The sequence below is a fragment of the Bombella favorum genome (assembly GCF_014048475.1).
In the GTDB taxonomy this organism is placed as follows: Bacteria; Pseudomonadota; Alphaproteobacteria; order Acetobacterales; family Acetobacteraceae; genus Bombella; species Bombella favorum.
This window is the reverse complement of record NZ_NWUS01000001.1, coordinates 146388-161527: the sequence shown is the minus strand read 5'-3', so window position 1 is coordinate 161527 and position 15140 is coordinate 146388. Positions and strand designations below refer to the sequence as shown.

General features: G+C 55.9%; 12 protein-coding genes and 1 tRNA gene. 4 read left to right on the top strand and 9 right to left on the bottom strand.

Annotated features, from left to right (window positions below; translation table 11 throughout):
* The first annotated feature begins 109 nt into the window (after positions 1–109).
* The 4 genes from CPA57_RS00780 (at position 110) to CPA57_RS00765 (ending at position 4594) form a co-directional block, all read left to right on the top strand.
* Positions 110–721, top strand: a complete 612-nt coding sequence (locus tag CPA57_RS00780) for a J domain-containing protein (protein WP_182080648.1) — start codon at positions 110–112, stop codon at positions 719–721.
* 124 nt (positions 722–845) lie between these two features.
* Positions 846–1814, top strand: a complete 969-nt coding sequence (locus tag CPA57_RS00775) for an AAA family ATPase (RefSeq protein WP_077395650.1) — start codon at positions 846–848, stop codon at positions 1812–1814.
* Between the two features lie 5 nt (positions 1815–1819).
* Positions 1820–3643, top strand: coding sequence for a cobaltochelatase CobT-related protein (locus CPA57_RS00770; RefSeq protein WP_182080646.1), 1824 nt, complete (start codon positions 1820–1822; stop codon positions 3641–3643).
* A gap of 54 nt (positions 3644–3697) precedes the next feature.
* The gene (locus CPA57_RS00765) at positions 3698–4594 is read left to right on the top strand and encodes a hypothetical protein (RefSeq protein WP_182080645.1); all 897 of its coding nucleotides are present in this window, start codon (positions 3698–3700) and stop codon (positions 4592–4594) included.
* A gap of 45 nt (positions 4595–4639) precedes the next feature.
* Here CPA57_RS00765 and dnaE read toward each other — a convergent pair whose 3' ends face one another.
* The 9 genes from dnaE to CPA57_RS00720 form a co-directional block, all read right to left on the bottom strand.
* Positions 4640–8068 carry a DNA polymerase III subunit alpha gene (gene dnaE, locus CPA57_RS00760; protein ID WP_182080643.1) on the bottom strand — a complete coding sequence of 1143 codons (3429 nt, stop codon included), beginning with the start codon at positions 8066–8068 and terminating at the stop codon, positions 4640–4642.
* 47 nt (positions 8069–8115) lie between these two features.
* Positions 8116–8814 carry an ABC transporter ATP-binding protein gene (locus CPA57_RS00755; RefSeq protein WP_182080641.1) on the bottom strand — a complete coding sequence of 233 codons (699 nt, stop codon included), beginning with the start codon at positions 8812–8814 and terminating at the stop codon, positions 8116–8118.
* Positions 8807–10054 (bottom strand): lipoprotein-releasing ABC transporter permease subunit, encoded by a 1248-nt coding sequence (locus CPA57_RS00750; protein ID WP_182080639.1) that lies wholly within the window; start codon positions 10052–10054, stop codon positions 8807–8809. Before CPA57_RS00750 ends, CPA57_RS00755 begins: the two co-directional genes overlap by 8 nt.
* Before the next feature lie 2 nt (positions 10055–10056).
* A complete protein-coding gene (gene proS, locus CPA57_RS00745) occupies positions 10057–11373 on the bottom strand; it encodes a proline--tRNA ligase (protein ID WP_182080637.1) in 1317 nt (438 codons plus the stop codon).
* 11 nt (positions 11374–11384) lie between these two features.
* Entirely contained in the window at positions 11385–13043 is a 1659-nt protein-coding gene (locus CPA57_RS00740; RefSeq protein ID WP_182080635.1) for a ribonuclease J, read from the bottom strand.
* Between the two features lie 54 nt (positions 13044–13097).
* Positions 13098–13895, bottom strand: a complete 798-nt coding sequence (locus CPA57_RS00735) for a type III pantothenate kinase (protein ID WP_182081742.1) — start codon at positions 13893–13895, stop codon at positions 13098–13100.
* 10 nt (positions 13896–13905) lie between these two features.
* Positions 13906–14655: a biotin--[acetyl-CoA-carboxylase] ligase gene (locus tag CPA57_RS00730; RefSeq protein ID WP_182080633.1), complete on the bottom strand. Its 750-nt coding sequence runs from the start codon at positions 14653–14655 to the stop codon at positions 13906–13908.
* Positions 14656–14674: 19 nt separating this feature from the next.
* A tRNA-Val gene (locus CPA57_RS00725) sits at positions 14675–14749 on the bottom strand.
* Between the two features lie 93 nt (positions 14750–14842).
* Positions 14843–15130, bottom strand: coding sequence for an HU family DNA-binding protein (locus CPA57_RS00720; RefSeq protein ID WP_043559910.1), 288 nt, complete (start codon positions 15128–15130; stop codon positions 14843–14845).
* Between the last annotated feature and the right edge of the window lie 10 nt (positions 15131–15140).

The window sequence follows — 15140 nt, the reverse complement described above, 5'->3', positions numbered from 1 at the left end:
TTGTTTACAGAGTTACAGGCTCCGTCTGTCATATTCATAACAGGAATCTTTCTCCCCTGAGAGAAAGGATGCTTGCATCCATGCCAGACCTCCCCCCATATCGTCCATTATGCAATGCAAACCACCCAGACATAAAGCCTTTGCACCGGACCCGGACGCTCCCCAGCAATGCTGCGACCATCCGGATTGTGACAGGCCAGCAGGCTACCGTGCCCCCCGTGGGCGGGATAATCTGCGCAGCTATTACTGGTTCTGCTTAGAACATGTCCGCCAGTACAACGCCAACTGGGACTACTACCGGGGCATGACACCGGGGCAGATTGAACGCCACCTACGGGAGGATACCTCATGGCAGCGTCCTTCATGGAAAATGGGAACCCCGGGCCACGATTCTGCGCGCGCTTCCTTCCCACAGGATGATCTGCATGACCCGCTAGATATCCTTAGAGGGTACAAAGCCCGCCCCTCTCGCGGGGCCGAAACGAGACAGCATGCCCCCGCTGCCCTGCGTGAGCCGCTGGCGCAGCTTGATCTCGAATGGCCAACTACACTTGAGATTGTCAAAACCCGCTATCGTGTCCTCGCCCGCCGTTATCATCCAGACGCCAATCAGGATGATCCCCGGGCTGAAGAACGCTTCAAGGTCATTGGTACGGCTTATGCGTCATTACGGGACCATCTCACCCATAATGTGGAGCAGGAGACTGCCGATGTCGGATAGCTGCCCTGCCCCTACTTCCTCTTTTCATGACCGGGTGATTGTGTAATCGTACCTACCCGGTCCTTAATAGGACAGACAGTTCTCTGATTGTCCATACCACCTTACTAATGACAGGAATCATGTCATGGCTCTTCCTTCATCACAGTCCCTCTCCGAGACACTGCCCCAGACACCTGATAGTCTGAAATCCGCCCGGGAGCTGTTCGGGCTTGATCTGGACCTTGAAGTGCCTGTCTGGTCGCAGAAGACTGACCATGTCCCTGACATCGACCCAGCCTATCAGTTCGACCGGGACACAACCCGTGCCATCCTCGCCGGATTCATGCACAACCGCCGCGTGCTGGTTCAAGGTTTTCACGGTACCGGGAAGTCCTCCCACATCGACCAGATCGCCGCACGGCTGAACTGGCCCTGCGTCCGCATCAATCTGGACAGCCACATCTCCCGTATCGACCTCATCGGCAAGGATGCCATCACGCTGGAAGACGGCAAACAGGTTACAGAATTCCGTGAAGGGTTACTGCCATGGTGCCTTCAGAATCCATGCAGCCTGATCTTTGATGAATATGATGCAGGACGTCCCGATGTTATGTTCGTCATCCAGCGTGTTCTGGAAACTGATGGTGCCTTAACGCTGCTGGACCAGAACCGTGTCATCCAGCCACATCCCTCTTTCCGCCTCTTCGCCACAGCCAATACGGTTGGGCTGGGCGATACGACCGGGCTGTATCATGGCACACAGCAGATCAATCAAGGCCAGATGGATCGCTGGAACATTGTCACCTCCCTGAACTATCTGCCCAAGGAACAGGAAATCCGCATCATCAAGGCCAAGATGGGCGATGCTCTGGAGGAAACCCTCATCGGTCAGATGGTGGAGCTGGCAGACCTTAGCCGTGCTGGCTTTATGAACGGGGATATTTCCACCGTTATCTCCCCCCGGACGGTTCTCTCGTGGGCTGAGAATATCAGCATCTTCAAGGATGTGCCTTTCGCTTTCCGTCTGAGCTTCCTCAATAAATGTGACGAAGCCGAACGCAGCATCGTAGCTGAATATTATCAGCGCTGCTTCAACGCCTCACCCTTGGGTTAAGTCTCATGTCTGATCCGCACGAACTCTTCCGCAAGGCAATATTTGCCACGCAGCGCGCCCTGAGTGGTCATCAGGATGTCCCTATGACGCCCGCTCTGGCCTCTCTGGAGCGTGCGGCTCTGACCCCTGAGGATAAAACTTACATCCGGGGTGCCACGGATGCCGTGGCTCTGCACCAACGCCACCATGACCCGAAGAAGCGCATCACCATTCCCGATGCTCAGACCCAGACCATCACTGACAACATGGAACAGGCCCGCTGCGAGGTTTATGGTGCCCGCCATATGGCCGGGGTTCAGGCCAATCTGGAGGATTATCTGGGGCGGCGTCTCCATGCCCTCAACAGTGCGAAAATGATCGAACGGGATGATATGCCCGCTCCCCTCGCATTGGAGCTTCTGACACGGGAAACCCTCTCCGGCCGGAAACTGCCCGAGAGCATAACCGGCCCTGCGTTGGAGCAATGGCGTCAGTCTCTCAGCCCCAAAGCCCGTGAAGCTCTGGCTAGGCTGGCTGACGTACAGAATGACCAGACACTCTTCAATCAGGCATCCCAGCGTTTCGTGAAGGCCCTCACCACAAAGGAGAGTGACGAAGGAACGGAGGAGCCTGACCCTTCAAAATCCCGTGGGCAGAGCCAGGATGACAACACGGAAGGTGAGTCTTCCGCACCTGACCCACAAGGACAGGAAGAAGACGACGGCAGCACGGACGATACTCAGGCAGCCCTGAGTGATGATTCAGACGACTCTGCCAGTCCGGATGGTTCATCTTCCGATGAAATGGAAGCAATCCTGACGGAAGGCGAAAACGGGTACGAACAGCCCGCTGGCCCATCTGCCCAGCCTGAAGAAGAAAGAGAATGTCCCGTAAGGGGTCTGGGAGGCTATCACGCCTATACGCAGGAATTTGACGAAGAGGTCCACGCGCATGATCTCTGCGACCCTACCGAACTAGACCTCCTCCGGGACAAACTGGATGAGCAACTGCAACAAACGCAGGGCTTTGTCTCTCGTCTGGCCCACCGCTTGCAACGTAAACTTCTAGCCCAGCAACAGCGGCATTGGCACTTTGATCAGGAAGACGGGATTCTTGACGCCGCCCGCCTGCCCCGTATCATCAGCAATCCCTCCTTGCCCCTCTCCTACAAGCAGGAGGGCGATACCAATTTCCGTGATACGACCGTTACGCTGCTCATCGATAACTCGGGCTCCATGAGGGGACGTCCGATTACGACCGCCGCCATTTGTGGGGACATTCTGGCCCGCACATTGGAGCGTTGCGGCATCAAGGTCGAGGTTCTGGGCTTTACTACCCGGACATGGAAAGGTGGCGAGAGCCGGGTGAAATGGACGCAAGCAGGCAGACCACCAGAACCGGGCCGCCTGAATGACATCCGCCATATCATCTATAAATCGGCAGATACGCCATGGAGACGAGCACGGCGCAATATCGGGCTGATGCTGCGGGAAGGGCTACTGAAAGAAAACATCGACGGTGAAGCCCTGCTCTGGGCATGGAAACGCCTGAAACACCGCCCGGAACATCGTCGTATTCTGATGGTCATTTCCGATGGGGCGCCAGTGGATGACAGCACCTCCTCCGCCAATGGGCCTGAATATCTGGACTTGCACCTCCATCGTGTCATCCACCAACTGGAAAATGATCATGCTGGGGAACTGCTAGCCATCGGTATCGGGCATGATGTCACACGCTATTACGCCAACAGCGTGACCATCAGCTCCGCCGAAGACCTTGGCGACACTATGGTTGCCCAGCTCACCGCCTTATTTGCACCACCTACTACCCGAAAAGGGCGGAGGGGATAATTTTCCCCTCCCCCATTGCCAGACCTTTCAGACTCCGCCACTCTCCGAGGCATTATGCTACATCATCCTGCCCGTTTTCTCCGTATACTGGCCAGTAAGGCTGGTTTCTCCCTGTTGGCACTAGGCAGTCTGGCTACCCTGCCTGCCGCCTCGGCTGATACATTGCCGCATCTTTCGGCAGAATGTTTCACCTACTCACCTGGGCAGGTCATCAAAACTGGGCATGGTGTCACGATCAAAGGGATGAAAGCGGAGCTAACGGGCACCCAGCACCGCATCTCGGTCACCTCTACTACAGCGGCGGACCACAAGCAGAAAATGGATGCAGCTGCCCTAACCCGCCTCAATGCGGCGGTCGCTTATGCCGCACTGACAGCCTATCACCGGGGCATGACAGATGTTTGCTCCACCCAGCCTTTGCCAGAAATAGAAGAAGTAAAGAATACCCTGCCAGAACTACACTGGACCGGCATCACCATGACCCGTCCAGACCGGGTCTCCACGGCCAGCTCAGCGCATGTCAATGTTCTCAGCACCACGCCAACCATTCATGTCGTATTCGCTGCAGAGGGCCTTCATTCAGCTGGTGCGATCCTGCTTCCTCCCGCCCTCTCTGGCGATGTCAGCTTCGTACCCGCCGCAAAACCGCCTTATCATCTGACCATTAACAACCTTCAGACCGCTATCAATGGTAGTGATATAAAGGGGTCGGGAACCGTTGTTGCTGGCGAGGGTACCAAGAACCTCCAAGCCAATATCCACCTCTCCATTGGTCGAATTGGCAAGATGATTTCTCAAGTCCACCAGCTAGCACCGGCCAAGATCCAGGCAGCCTTAACTATTGCCCGCATTTTTAGCAAGAACGAGCCAGACCATCATGTAGGTTGGCACATTAACGTGAATAAAGGGACCATCACGGTCAATGGTATTAGTATCCCCATCGCCTTCTAATGCCTAATGCAAAAAGTCCCGCTCCTTTGGCGGGACTTTTCTCTTTCAAACCTGCTCCAACTTTTTGATTCCCTCCAACGTGTGCATCTGCTCAGCCAGACGGGGCGTAACACGGTAAAAACCTGGCAATCTGATCTCAATAGCCTGTGTTTCCTCAACTGTCGGCAAGAGTACAACACGCCCTTGCCCGCCTCGGACATCATTCAGCATGTCATGAAGGGGGGACAAAGCGACCTCATTATCAATCCAGATGCGTAATTCCCCTTGCTCATTGGCGGCAGCTGTTTCCAAGTCCTGCACGCTATTCGCCGTGATGCGCAGGGCGTCTCCATCCAGTTTCAATTCCGCCTGCACAAGTACAGCCTGACCCGCCACGAGCAAATCCCGACAGCTCTGCAATGTTTCGGAAAATAGCGTGACCTCACAGCCGCCGGTGGCATCCGTCAGCGTAACCCACGCCATCTTCTTTCCTGTTTTGGTGGGGCGCTCCTTTTTATCCACCACACACCCGGCAATAGAAACACGCATCACGCCCTCATGCGCTTTACTCTCCAGTTGGAGGGCTGGCGTAATCCCCAAGCGGCGCAGCACCTGCTTATAGGCATCCAGCGGATGGGCACTCATATGGAAGCCGATCACACTAGCCTCGTGGGAGAGCCGCTCAAAATCTGGCCATGGACGGACCTTCTTCAACCGCAGAACTTCCCGCAAGCTGCTATCTACGCCACCGCCAAAAAGCCCCGCTTGTCCTACTTCCTTCTCCTGTGCACGGGACTGCGCCCGGCGCAGAATGATTTCCGCACTAGCAAAAACCGTGTGACGGTCCGGCTCCAGACTCTCGAAAGCTCCTGCCTTAGCCAGACTCTCCATCTGTATCTTGTTGATGTGCCGGGAATCGCACCGTTCTGCAAAATCGGTCAGGTCACAAAATGGCTTCTCTCCTCGGTCCCGCACCAAACCTTCCATTGCGACAAACCCAACCCGCTTGACGGCGGCCAGAGCGTAACGGATGCCCAGCTGCCCATCTTCCATTTTCTCAATAGAAAAATCGGCCTGCGATTTATTAATGTCCACCGGCAGGACGGGAATCCCCATCCGCCTTGCTTCCTGACAGAGAGCCGCCAGCTTTTCCGTCTTTTCCCGTGCTAGAGACATACAGCCTGCAAGAAACGCCACCGGATGGTTCGCCTTCATCCATGCTGTCTGGTACGAGACAAAGGCATAGGCAGCTGCATGGGATTTATTAAACCCATAATTAGCGAATTTGGCCATGAGGTCGAACACCTCTTCGGCTTTCTCCGCCGTAATGCCCCGCTTTGTAGCCCCTTCGCAGAAGATGGCTCGTTGCTTTTCCATCTCCGAAGCAATCTTCTTACCCATAGCACGCCGCAGCAGGTCAGCACCGCCAAGACTGTAACCGGCCATCTTCTGGGCAATCTGCATCACCTGTTCCTGATAGACCATAATGCCGTAGGTCTCTTCCAGGATTGGGCGGATCTCCTCATGCGGCGGTTCCCACGGTGCCCCGTGTTTACGGCGGCAATATTCGGGAATATTTTCCATCGGGCCGGGCCGGTAGAGCGACACCCCGGCAATCAGGTCTTCCAAACGGCTGGCCGCCATTTGCTTGAGCATGTCCCTCATGCCCGCCCCTTCGAACTGGAACACGCCCGCCGTGTCCCCACGGGCCATCATCTCGAAGGTTTTTTTGTCATCCAGCGGAATATGGGAGAGGTCTACCTCCTCACCCAACTGCTTCAGGAAATCGACACCCCGCTTGAGGATAGTCAGGGTCGTCAGCCCCAGGAAGTCGAACTTAACAAGCCCGGCTTGCTCCACGAACTTCATGTTATACTGGGTAACCAGCATCTCACTTCGTGGATCGCGATAGAGCGGCACAAGCTCCACAAGATCACGATCACCGATCACCACACCGGCTGCATGGGTCGAAGCATGACGGTACAGCCCTTCCAGCTGGAGGGCGATCTCCAGCAGGCGACGAATCATCTCATCCGTGTCCCGCATTTCCTGCAAGCGGGGTTCTTCCTCAATGGCCTGCGCCAGAGGAGTCGGCTTAGCCGGATTGTTCGGAATCAGTTCCGCAACACGATTGACCATACCGTAGGGCAGACCCAACACACGCCCCACATCTCGCACGGCTGCCTTGGCTTGGAGCTTCCCAAAAGTGATGATCTGCGCCACACGTTCATGGCCATATTCATTCCGCACGTAGCGGATGACCTCATCCCGCCGGTCCTGACAGAAATCAATATCAAAGTCCGGCATAGAAACACGTTCGGGATTCAGGAACCGCTCAAACAGCAGCCCGAACGGGATAGGGTCAATATCCGTAATGGTCAGCGCATAAGCCACCAGCGACCCCGCACCAGACCCACGCCCCGGCCCTACAGGAATATCATGCGCCTTGGCCCACTGAATAAAGTCCGCCACGATGAGGAAGTAACCGGGGAAGCCCATATCCGCGATGATTTTTAGTTCGGTTTCTAGCCGTTCCTCATACTCTGCCCGATGGGATTCACCATCCTTCATAACGGCCAGCCGCTTCTCCAGCCCTTCCCATGCCATGGCTCGCAAGGTTTCTTCTTCCGTACTCCCCTCACGAACCTTTGGGCAGACCGGCAACAGTGGCTTGCGGGTATTCACTGCCACAGCACAGTGGCGGGCAATTACCAATGTATTGTCGCAAGCTTCTGGCAGGTCGTGGAATAGCTCCCGCATTTCCTCCGGCGTCTTGAACCATGCCTGAGAGGAAACACGCCAGCGGTCTTCCTCCGCCATAGTGCGCCCCTGCGCGATGCAGAGCAACGCATCATGTGCTTCATGAAGTTCCGGCTTGGGGAAAAAACATTCATTGGTTGCCACAAGGGGCAGGTCCAACTCATCCGCCAGAGCAATTAGCTGCGGTTCAGTGATCTCCTCCCCGGCTTCATCCAACCGATTGATCTCAACCGCCACATACCCCTCAAACGCTTCCTTGAAACGCTCAAGCATCTGCTTTGCAGCGGCCTTCTGTTCCCCCAGCAAAAGCCGGTTGATCGGCCCCCGGTTGCCGCCTGTCAGCAGGAATAACCCACCGGCACGGCTACACAGCACATCAAGCGGCATGGACGGGTCAGCTGAATCCCCGTTCAAAAAGCCCTGTGTGGAAAGATATTGGAGATTCTCCAACCCTTCTTCTGTTCGGGCCAGAACGACCAGCGGCTCCGCTGGAACACCGGGCCTGCCCGAAGCGGATGGCAAAGCCAGCTGGCACCCAATGATAGGTTGCACACCGGCCTTGCGGCTACTCTGGGAGAACTCCAACCCACCAAACATGTTGCCACTATCCGTCAGAGCCACGGCAGGCATGGCATTCTTTTTCGCCAGCTCTACAAGCTCGGAGACACGGATCGCTCCCTGACTAAGGGAGTACGCGGAATGATTACGAAGATGGACAAAGCTGGCATAGGACATAGCCTATATTTACCATGCTCCCACTCCAGTTCGGAATAGAAAACACCTCATCCCTGAAAAGGAATGATTCGCCCTTCATAAAGCGTGACAGTACGATCCATCGCTGCGGCCAGAGCCTCATTATGGGTAGCGATCAAAGCGGCTACGCCTTCTTCCCGCACAACACGCATCAGCTCAGTGAAAACGAGATCGGCCGTCTTTGTATCCAGATTGCCCGTCGGCTCATCAGCCAGAAGCAGGCTAGGCCGATTGGCCAGCGCACGGGCAATCGCCGTCCGCTGCTGCTCCCCGCCAGACATACGCCCCGGCAAGGCCGCCAGCCGATGAGACAAACCAAAACGGCCCAACAGATCTTCCGCACGCTTCCGAGCCTCGGCTGGCTTTACGCCTGCTGCAAGCTGAGGCAGCATGACATTTTCCACGGCCGTAAATTCCCGCAACAAATGATGAAACTGGTACACAAAACCGATTTCATCCCGCCGCAGAGCTGTCCGCCCCGCCTCGCCCAGTTTGGACGTAGGCTGCCCTTTAATGAAGACCTCGCCCCTGTCAGGACGCTCCAGCAGGCCAGCCAGATGGAGCAAAGTAGATTTACCCGTTCCGCTTGGTGCTACAAGCGCAACCAACTCACCGCTCTTTAGGGCGAAATTGGCCCCCCGTAGGATATGCAGCTCTTCATCACCAGAATGAAAGGACCGCCCCAGTGCTTCAAGCGTTAAAACCGTGGTCTGTTTTGTCTCACTCATGCCGCAGCGCCTCCACCGGGTCGGTCTTTGCCGCACGCCATGAGGGGTACAGCGTAGCCAACAGCGACAGAACCAACGACAGCACGGCGACTTCCACAACCTGCGACCACACTAGGCGGGCCGGAAGACGGGCGAGAAAATAAACCTCCGGATTAAACAGGTCCGTACCCGTTAGGGACTCAAGCACGTGCCGGATCCGCTCGATATTCAGGGCAAAGCAAATGCCCAGCCCCGTTCCCACGACCGTTCCCACCACACCAACAGACGCCCCGCACATTAAGAAAATCCGCATTACACTGCCCCGACTGGCCCCGAAGGTTCGCAGCACAGCAATGTCCCGTGTCTTGTCCTTGACCATCATGATGAGCGAGGAAATCACGTTAAAGGCCGCCACAAGAATGATGAGCGTGAGGATGAGGAACATTACATTTTGTTCCACTGTCACGGCATCCAGAAAACCGTTAGCGCTCTGTGTCCAGTCCAGCACCTGAAGGCGAGGATCGTTCAAAACGTCCGTAATCTGATGGCTGGTCAGTCTAACATGCAGCGGGTCGGACGTGCTAACCTGCATCAACGAGACCCCATCTCCCATCATGAGGAATTTTTGGGAGGCCGCCAGCGGCATAAGAATGATGTTACTGTTATAATCATTCCAGTTGGCATCAAAGATCAGGGCCACATGCAGTTTCCGCACCCGTGGCATCGTACCGAATGGCGTGGCCTGACCATTGGGCGAAAGAATGGTCAGTGGCGAGCCAACATGCAACCCGGCCCGTTCGGCCAGCGTGACCCCCACGGCAACGGCAGAATCACCCTGGAAGTCATCCAAACTGCCTTCCATGATTCCATCACTGAGGGCTTTCCAGTTCCGCAAGTCATCCTGTGCTAGCCCTTCCAGCATAGCACCTGTGGAATAACGCCCCGCTTCTGCAAGGACTGTGCCCTGCGTCATGGGCAAAACCTGCGTCACACCGGGCACCTTACGGATCAACGCCGCATCATCCTTATACTCCCGGATGACCTGCCCATAGGCATAGACATTCAGATCCCCATGCAGGCCAAGAATCCGCCCCATCAGGTCAGCCTTGAAACCGTTCATCACAGCCATAACGATGATGAGCGTCGCTACCCCCAGGGCAATACCGACAAGGGAGAAAAGCGCAATGACGGATGCAAAGCGTTCTCCCTTGCGGGCACGCAGATAGCGTAGGGCAACTGTCCGCTCAAATCGCCCGAACATGATCAGGCAAGCCCCAGCTTCACCAGAGCCTCATCCAGCGGCAGCTCACTCCGCTCACCGGTGGCACGATGCTTCAGCTCCACCATGCCCGCCTTAGCCCCACGGGGACCGACAATGATCTGCCACGGATGGCCCATCAGGTCGGCATCATTAAACTTCACACCAGCACGGTCGGAGCGGTCATCATAGAGCAGCCCTTCTGGGTCACGGCTATAAATGCTTTCGCAAAGCTGGTCACACAGCTCATCACCGGGACGGAGATTGAGCAGAGCAGCACGATAAGGAGCCACTTCTTCCGGCCAGATAATGCCAGCGTCATCGTGCGAAGCCTCAATGATGGCCCCAACCAGACGGGACACACCAATGCCATAAGACCCCATATGCGGATGCAGGGGCGCACCATCGGCACCACTCACTTCCACGCCCATGGATTCGGTATATTTCGTACCGAAATAGAAGATATGGCCTACCTCGATGCCCCGACCACCACGGCGGCGATCTTCCGGCACGCTCTCCCATGTGGAAAGATCGTGTTTTTCATCCGTAGCAGAATATGTCGTCTTTACGATCTCACGCAGCTTCTGGAGGTCCTCCTCCTTCTGCGGGTCGAGACCGATGCTGTCCCAGTCGATGTCATCCCAGCCAGCATCATAAAAGACCTCGCTCTCCCCTGTCGGGGCAAGAACGAGAAATTCGTGGCTTAGCTCACCACCAATCGGCCCCGTATCGGCTGCCATCGGTACGGCCTGTACACCCAGACGACGGAAAATCTTCAGATAGGACAGCATGATGCGGTAATAGCTCCGCACTGCATCATCATAAGAGAGATCGAAGCTATAACCGTCCTTCATGTAGAATTCACGGCCACGCATCACACCGAAACGAGGGCGGATCTCATCCCGGAATTTCCACTGAATATGATAAAGCATCTTCGGTAATTCACGGTAAGACTTCACCGTACCGCCGAAAAGATCCGTCACCATTTCCTCATTAGTCGGACCATAGAGCATCTCACGATCCTGCCTATCCGTGATGCGCAGCATCTCCGGACCATAGGCATCGTAACGGCCAGAACGCCGCCACAGCTCGGCCGACTGAACGGTTGGCATCAGGATTTCCTGCCCGCCAATCCGGTCCTGCTCCTGCCGTACAATGTTAGCAATGTTCCGCAGGACACGCAGCCCTGCGGGCAGCCATGTATAAATGCCCGATGAAGACTGCCGCACAAGACCAGCCCGCAACATCAACCGATGAGAAGCGATCTGCGCCTCCGCCGGGACTTCTTTCAGAGTGGGCTGGAAAGCCTGACTTAACCGCATGTTCTTTTTCCTCAGACGCGCAGGAGGTGGACATCAACCAGCGGACGCTTCCGCAACTTCCGGCCTAGAGCCCGACGCAGAGCCGTACGTGCTGCATCACGGAACGCCTGATCGTCCTGCCGGAATTCATCGGGAATCTCATCAATGGCATACGCAAATTCTTCACGGATGCGCGTGCTTTCGGGATCATCCCGCTCCAATAGGCCCGGCGCACTGATGCGAGGCTCCCCGATGACGTAACCTTCATCATCCACCGCAAAGCTGGCCAGCACCATACCATTAAAGAGCATCCGGCGACGGGCAGCCAATACCCCACCCGTCATAGGCAGGAGGCGATCACCATCCAGAGCCAGCAGGCCCGTTGGTGCTGTATCGATCACCTCGACCGGTCCCGGCCCCAGATTGAGGATATCACCATCTTCCAGCAGCACGGCCTCTGCGCCACACTCACGGGCTAGTGCCCCATGCGCCGTCAGATGGCGCCATTCCCCATGTGTAGGAATACTGTAACGGGGACGGACCAAACTGTAGAGGTGACGAATATCACCACCAGTTGCATGGCCGGATGTATGCACCATGCCATCTTTATCCGTCAGGACAGTTACGCCACGGCGGGTCAAGTTATCCTGCACGGTCATGACGGCCTGCTCGTTCCCCGGAATGACGCGGGAACTGTAAATGACCGTATCCCCCTCACCCAGCGAAATCGTAGAATGAGTATCGCAGGCAATGCGAGACAGGGCAGAACGTGCCTCACCCTGACTGCCTGTAATGATCATCAGCAGATTCTCATCCGGAACATCCTTGATGTCATATTCCGTCAGGAAGGGAGGGAGGTCGGAGAAATAACCACATTCACGCGCTGCGGCTTCCAGATTACGCAAAGAACGCCCAACCACCATGATCTCACGACCAGAGGCCAAACCAGCCTTAGCGATGCTCTCCACACGGGCAACGTTACTGGCAAAGCATGTTACGGCGACACGCCCTTCCAGCTTTGCAATCATTTCCGTCAAGCCGACACGGACATCAGCCTCCGACTGGGAACGCCCTTCTTTCATGACATTGGTGCTGTCACCCACCATCGCCAGAACGCCCTCATCACCCAGCGCACGGAACGCATCCTCATCCGTTACTGGGCCCACCAGTGGTGTCGGGTCCAGCTTCCAGTCACCCGTATGGATAATAATACCATGAGGAGTGCGGATGGCCACGGACTGGGCCTCCACAATGGAATGGGTCACCGGAACGAACTGGAGATCAAACGGCCCCACATCAAAGCGGGAACCCGGCATAATGATATGGATGACGACCTGGTTCTGGAGGTTTGCCTCGCTAAGCTTACGCCGCAGCACAGCCGCCGTGAATGGCGTGGCATAGACCGGACAACGAAGCTGCCGCCAAAGATGGGCTACAGCCCCCACATGGTCCTCATGAGCATGGGTAATGACCAGCCCGTGCAAACTCTCCCGCCGCTCGGCAATGAATGTCGGGTCAGACAGCAGCACATCAGCTTCCGGTGTATCATTACCGGAGAAACCGATACCGCAATCAATAGCCAACCAATGTTCTTCTCCATCCTCACGTAGACGATAGAGATTGAAATTCATGCCGATTTCGCCCGTCCCTCCAAGTGGAAGGAAGGCAAAATCACTTTTTTGTTCTGTCATAAACGCATCATATCCTGTTCAAACGTTATCAGGGTGCCCGAAGGCGGTATGGGCCTATTGCCCGGAAAAATCGGTAATGAAACGATCCCTATTCTGCTCAGCTAGAAGACGTAGTCCTTCCAGCGTTAGGTCAGGGGCCACTTCATCAAATAACGTCGTCCCCTCAGAGAAGAGCGGGGCCAGGCCGCCCGTCGCCACAACTTTAGGGCTCTCCTGCATTTCACCCGCAATGCGGTGAACAATTCCTTCGACCAAACCCACATAGCCCCAGAAAAGGCCTGATCGCATCGCAACACTTGTGCTGCGGCCTATTGCTTCCACAGGCCGCCCGACACTGACACGGGGCAGCCGTGCCGCCGCCTGGTGCAGTGCATCCATCGAGAGATTAACCCCCGGGGCAATCGCTCCACCGCAATAACGGCCCTGAGCATCGACAACATCGAACGTTGTCGCCGTTCCAAAATCCACAACCACCAACGGGCCGCCACCATAAAGCTGGCGGGCAGCAAGACCATTCAAAAGGCGGTCCGCTCCCAACTCCGCCGGGGTATCCACCAGCACATCCATGTGCCAGTCCAGCTCATCATTAGCCACGAGGGGCTCCACATGCAGCCAGCAGCGGCATAAGCGCCGCAGATCATACAACGCAGCCGGAACTACCGTCCCAATAATGGCCTGCGTTATACAATCCGGGCTCAGTCCTACACGCTCCATCAGGCTGAGCATCCAAACAGCGTATTCATCTGCCGTTCTACGGTCATCTGTCGAGATACGCCAACGGCCTACCCATGCCCCGCCATCATGAATGGCAAAAACCACATTCGTATTGCCAGCATCAATGACGAGCAGCACATCTCCTCCCTTACTCACAGATCACATCACCCGTCACAACCGAGGTTACAGTACCACCGTCCAGTGCAAGCAAAAGATGTCCCTGCGCATCAAGCCCGGCAAATCGTCCTGTCTCTTCCCTACCATGCCTTCGAAGGATCAGTCGAGTACCCAGAGGGTGGGCACGCTGCATCCAGCCATCCCATATCACGCTAGGCCCCTCATGCTGCCAGCGTTCCATCCAGCTATCAAAAGCCTGCACTATGGCTCTGGCACAGGCTGGTGCTTCCGGTGGCTGGCAATATTCAGCGAGTGCTGCCAGCTCTCGCCCCTCAACATGCGGAGCCATACGCAAATTGGCCCCCATGCCGATCACCGCCCAGCTGGTGGGCCCTTCCCCTTCATTCGTCAAAGAACCGGTCTCAATGAGAATACCGGCCATCTTACGGCCAGAAAGCAACAGGTCATTCGGCCATTTCAGTTTTAATATGGAAGGATTCTTCTCGGGCAGAGCCGCGGTAGCAACCAGCCCATCATAAAGGGCCAGCCCTACCAAATATGGCAGAACACCACGCAGATTCTGATTTTCAGAAAAATGAAAAAGGAAGGAAAAAGCTAGATTTCCTTCACCACTATCCCAATGACGCCCTCGGCTCCCGCGGGCAGCACTCTGTCGCTCTGCTATTATAGCCAGCCTATCTTTTTCGCCGGCTTCAGCCCGTTCCCGACAAAGGCCGGAAGTGGATGCCAGCGTTTCATATTGTTCGAAACGCCAGGTCATAAAAAACTTGAATATAGGGTGGTGGGCAATGACGGGATCGAACCGCCGACCCTCTCGGTGTAAACGAGACGCTCTACCGCTGAGCTAATTGCCCGCCCCGAGTTATATGCAAAAGCACCTCGAAGCGCAACAGGGAATTATCATTTTTTTTCAAAAAATTATCTTCCCCGTTGCTACGATGCCAGCCTTACTTGCTGACGGCATCCTTCAGGCCCTTGCCCGGCTTAAAGCGCACGGACGTGGAAGCCGGAATATCAATCTCTTCGCCAGTGCGAGGATTGCGGCCTTTAGCAGCCTTGCGGGTGGCTGTCACGAAGCTGCCAAAACCTACCAGGCGAACTTCCTGCCCCTTAGCAAGGGTCTTCTCAATGGTGCCGAACACGGCATCCACGACATCACCAGCCTTCGCCTTGGGAAGATCTGCAGCCTCGGCAACAGAAGCAATGAGTTCCTGCTTGTTCAGAGGTTTCTCCATGGTAAGCCTT